General features: G+C 67.5%; 1 protein-coding gene. It reads right to left on the bottom strand.

The genetic code is table 11. From position 1 onward, the window contains the following. Window positions 1-18: 18 nt before the first annotated feature. On the bottom strand, window positions 19-729 hold a 711-nt coding region (locus AC1RKE_RS16050), incomplete at its 5' end, for an IS3 family transposase (RefSeq protein WP_492897494.1).

The raw sequence follows: 729 nt of genomic DNA, 5'->3' as shown, positions 1-729 counted from the left end.
TGACGTGACCCCCGTTTCTCATCCAGCCATAACGAGAGTCCTGGGTTGATCTGAGCTGGGGTTGTCGGGGTTTGCAAGAGGCCGGTCAGCGCAGCCCCCAACCAGCGCAGCGGACCGGCCGATCTGTCCACTGAGCGCTTCTGCATAAGCCTGCGGCGTCAGCCACCCGAGCTTCGAGTGCGGACGCCGCTCGTTGTAGTCGCGCCGCCAGGCTTCCAGCACCGCGCGGGCGTGCGGCAGGGATCGGAACAGCGTCTCGTTCAGCAGCTCGTCACGCAGGCGTCCGTTGAAGCTCTCGTTGAAGCCGTTCTGCTGGGGCTTGCCGGGCGCGATGTAATGCCAGCCGACGCCGGTGTCGTCGGCCCAGGCCAGGACCGCGTTCGAGGTGTATTCCGTCCCGTTGTCGCTGACGATGGTGTCGGGCCGGCCCCGCTGCCGAATGACGGCGTCCAACTCCCGCACGACCCGCGCGCCCGACAGCGAGGTGTCGGCCACCAGCGCCAGGCATTCGCGGGTGCAGTTATCGATCACCGTCAGGATGCGGAAGCGCCGCCCGTCCGTCATCTGGTCGGCGACGAAGTCCAGCGACCAGCGCTGGTTGGCCACCAGCGGCAGGTCCAGTGGTCGCCGCATGCCCATCGCTCGCTTCCGACCGCCGCGCCGGCGCACCGTCAGTCGCTCCTCGCGATAGATCCGCTGAACCCTCTTCCTGTTGACCGCATGGCCTTC

It is taken from the genome of Brevundimonas sp. GW822-FHT03E11 (genome assembly GCF_058801445.1).
The sequence above is the reverse complement of the archived record's forward strand: the minus strand, read 5'-3'. Positions and strand labels throughout refer to the sequence as shown.